The organism is Paraburkholderia sp. SARCC-3016 (assembly GCF_031119615.1).
In the GTDB taxonomy this organism is placed as follows: Bacteria; Pseudomonadota; Gammaproteobacteria; order Burkholderiales; family Burkholderiaceae; genus Paraburkholderia.
The window spans coordinates 1-2,638 of record NZ_JAVHZD010000082.1 but is presented as its reverse complement, the minus strand read 5'-3'; the positions used below and the strand labels follow the sequence as shown (position 1 = coordinate 2,638).

Annotated in this window: 2 protein-coding genes; both read right to left on the bottom strand. The window is 61.5% G+C overall.

Annotation, left to right across the window (positions count from 1 at the left end; translation table 11 throughout):
- Positions 1 to 30: 30 nt before the first annotated feature.
- A complete protein-coding gene (locus QYH69_RS35705) occupies positions 31 to 2,100 on the bottom strand; it encodes a recombinase family protein (RefSeq protein ID WP_308836315.1) in 2,070 nt (689 codons plus the stop codon).
- Entirely contained in the window at positions 2,093 to 2,284 is a 192-nt protein-coding gene (locus tag QYH69_RS35700) for a hypothetical protein (protein WP_028208872.1), read from the bottom strand. The genes QYH69_RS35705 and QYH69_RS35700 overlap by 8 nt, the downstream gene beginning before the upstream one ends.
- Between the last annotated feature and the right edge of the window lie 354 nt (positions 2,285 to 2,638).

Here is a 2,638-nt window from a genome sequence, read left to right as displayed (position 1 = left end):
TACAAGTGCGTTTCATACTGCCCAACCTCGCTATGTTGTTGATAAATCTAGAGAGCCCTGTTGTGTCGTTGGTATCGTGGGGTGTCCGCGCCGTGCGCGAGCCCGTCCGACGAGTTCGGTAACTGCGTCCCCGGTCAGCGAATTGCGATTGAAGATCCATGGGCCGTTGGGCAACGGATGTTCGGCTGGGATTTCGTTGCGCTCGACTGCGAGCCTGAGCGTTCCGGGGCTCACACCGATGAACGCCGATGCCTCGGTCAACGTCATCCATCCTTCAGCGGCACGTCGCTCGCTCGAATAGACAGGGATCTGATGGTGGCTACGCAACGCGGTGACTCGCTCCTGGGTCCAGAAGTTACCCCGGCCGGTTCGCAGGTCATTGCGATTGAGCACGCCAGCAATCGCCAGATCCGGACAGATACGGACGAGCTGCCGCACGGCATCAATCGCTTCGCGTGACGTATGCGTGGTGTTCTCGCCGCGACGCCGCCGCGGCACGCGAATCTCGGTATGTACCCCGCCTTTCCAGTGAATGACGAGCACGATCTCGCTCGTTGCGTCATCAACGTCAACCACGACTTCGTAGATGAGGGTGCGCACAATACGCTTCTTCAGGCGGGCGTCCGCCTGCGGCCAGATCGATTCCAACGCGGTGGCAAGATCGGCAAACTCATCAGGCTGGGCAGGCGGTATCTGGCCGGATGTGCGCGACTGTTGCTCGATACGCGACTCCACTTCCTCCACGCGCAGCAGCGCATGATTCCAGCGCCGCTCCAGTTCGTCGGCGACAAGCCGGTTCTCGGGGTCAGCAGCATCGTACTGTTTCTGCGCGCGTTGCGCGGCGTAGCGTGCAGCCTGAAGATCGCGCTGCAACGCGGCCAGCACTTCGTCCTGCTTCAGGGTCTCTTCTTCGCGCGCCACGATTGCTGTCTCAATTGCCGCCGGTTGAACGACCTGCAAGACCGCCCCGGAGATGGCCGCGTCCGCGCGTGTGCCACCGAACGCAATACAACGCGGTTGTCCCTTGTCCATCCAGCCGCGATGACAGCTATAGCGCAAGGCGTCGTGCCTGTTACCCGTGTAGTGTAGCGTCAGCTTGCTCGCGCAGCGCCGACAGCGCAACAGTCCCGCCAGAAGGGCCTCGCCGCTCTTCGGTGCACCAGCGTGTCCGGCCAGACGCAGGTTGCCATTGATTGCGCGCTGGATCCGCTCGAATTCGTCCCACTGAACGTACCCGTCGTGGGCATCGGGAATGAGCGCAAGCCACTGATCCCGAGGTTTGCGGCGATCACGTTTGTGCTGTTTCCCGCCTTCGTAACTGATCGTGCATTCAGTCTTGCCATAGGCATACGCGCCACCGTAGATCGGGTTGGTCAGAATCCGGTACACCGTGCCATAGCTCGGGCGTTTCCATTGGATTTCGCCGCGCGGCGTGCATGCCGGCAACTGCAGGCTGTGCTCCAGGAACCATAACAACGTCTGACGTACCGATCCAATCGCGCCGAACTGGCGGAACACCGAGCGAATGGCGTCCTGCACGCGCAAATCCGGATCCTTCTCCAGGCGCTGGTCCCCGGTCTTGCAGTAACCCACCGGCGCCACGATGACGAGTTCACCGCGTCTGGCCTTCTCCCGCCGAGCTTCGAGCGAACGCTGACGCAGCAGATCCAGCTCGTATTCGTTCAGGCTACCCTTTAAGCCGAGCAGCAAACGATCGTTACTCTGCCGTGGCGCGTACACAGTCTCCTGATCAATCAGCACCGTGTCGACGATGCGGCACACCTCAACCAGTTGCTGCCACTCGCGGCTGTTGCGCGCAAATCGCGACACCTCGCGAGCCGCAACTGCGCCGACGTGCCCAAGACAGACCTCTGCCACCATTCGTTCGAAGCCCGTGCGCGTTTGCGTTCCGGCCGCAGAGCGCCCCAGATCCTCGTCGATCACTTCGATCTCGTTCCAGCCCAACTGGTGCAGACGATCCTGCATCGCATACTGCAGCTTCTGGCTCTCCAGATTGTGGCTGACCTGGTAGGCCGACGACTGGCGCACGTACAGCATGACCTTGCGCGTCAGATGCTGTGCCCGAATCTTGTCACTCATCGCGCACCTCCGGCTCGTGTACGACGGCGAACAGGCCGCGACGGTGTTGCCGCAGCAGTTGCGCCAGCAAACGCACCGTCTCCTGCCGGACCTCCTGCGGCAGGTGCGTCCACTGTGGCGTCTTCGGGAAAGGATGAAACAGGTCGAGTTGAGCCCCCGGTTGCGGGCTGGTCTGGCGTCGCATCAGCACCTCCTGTACGGAGCAAAGGATGGTGCCCGGCTTGTACCATATCGAGCTGCCCGGCAGCAGGCGCCTGCGCCAGCAGGTACTTCAGTTCCCTCAATGCTTCACAGCTGGCGGCGGGAGACGTTGCCCAAGTAATGCGACAGCAGGCAACGGGATCGAACATCCATTGCGGCACCTCCAGCAAGCCCGCCGTGTCCGACGGCTCTCGCGCACAGCGCAGCACTGACTCGCCGTTCTTCCTTTCTATCGTGGTGAAAATCCATACCGTGTGCCCGTACCACGGATGCCAACGATACAGAACTTCCCTTGACTCGCTGATATGGGCGTTGTGTTGACGGCTTGTACAATGCC

What these genes read in the sequence shown, in the direction of transcription:
- QYH69_RS35705 (WP_308836315.1), bottom strand. Translation starts at nt 2,100, where the DNA reads ATGAGTGACAAGATTCGGGCACAGCATCTGACGCGCAAGGTCATGCTG.
- QYH69_RS35700 (WP_028208872.1), bottom strand. Translation starts at nt 2,284, where the DNA reads ATGCGACGCCAGACCAGCCCGCAACCGGGGGCTCAACTCGACCTGTTT.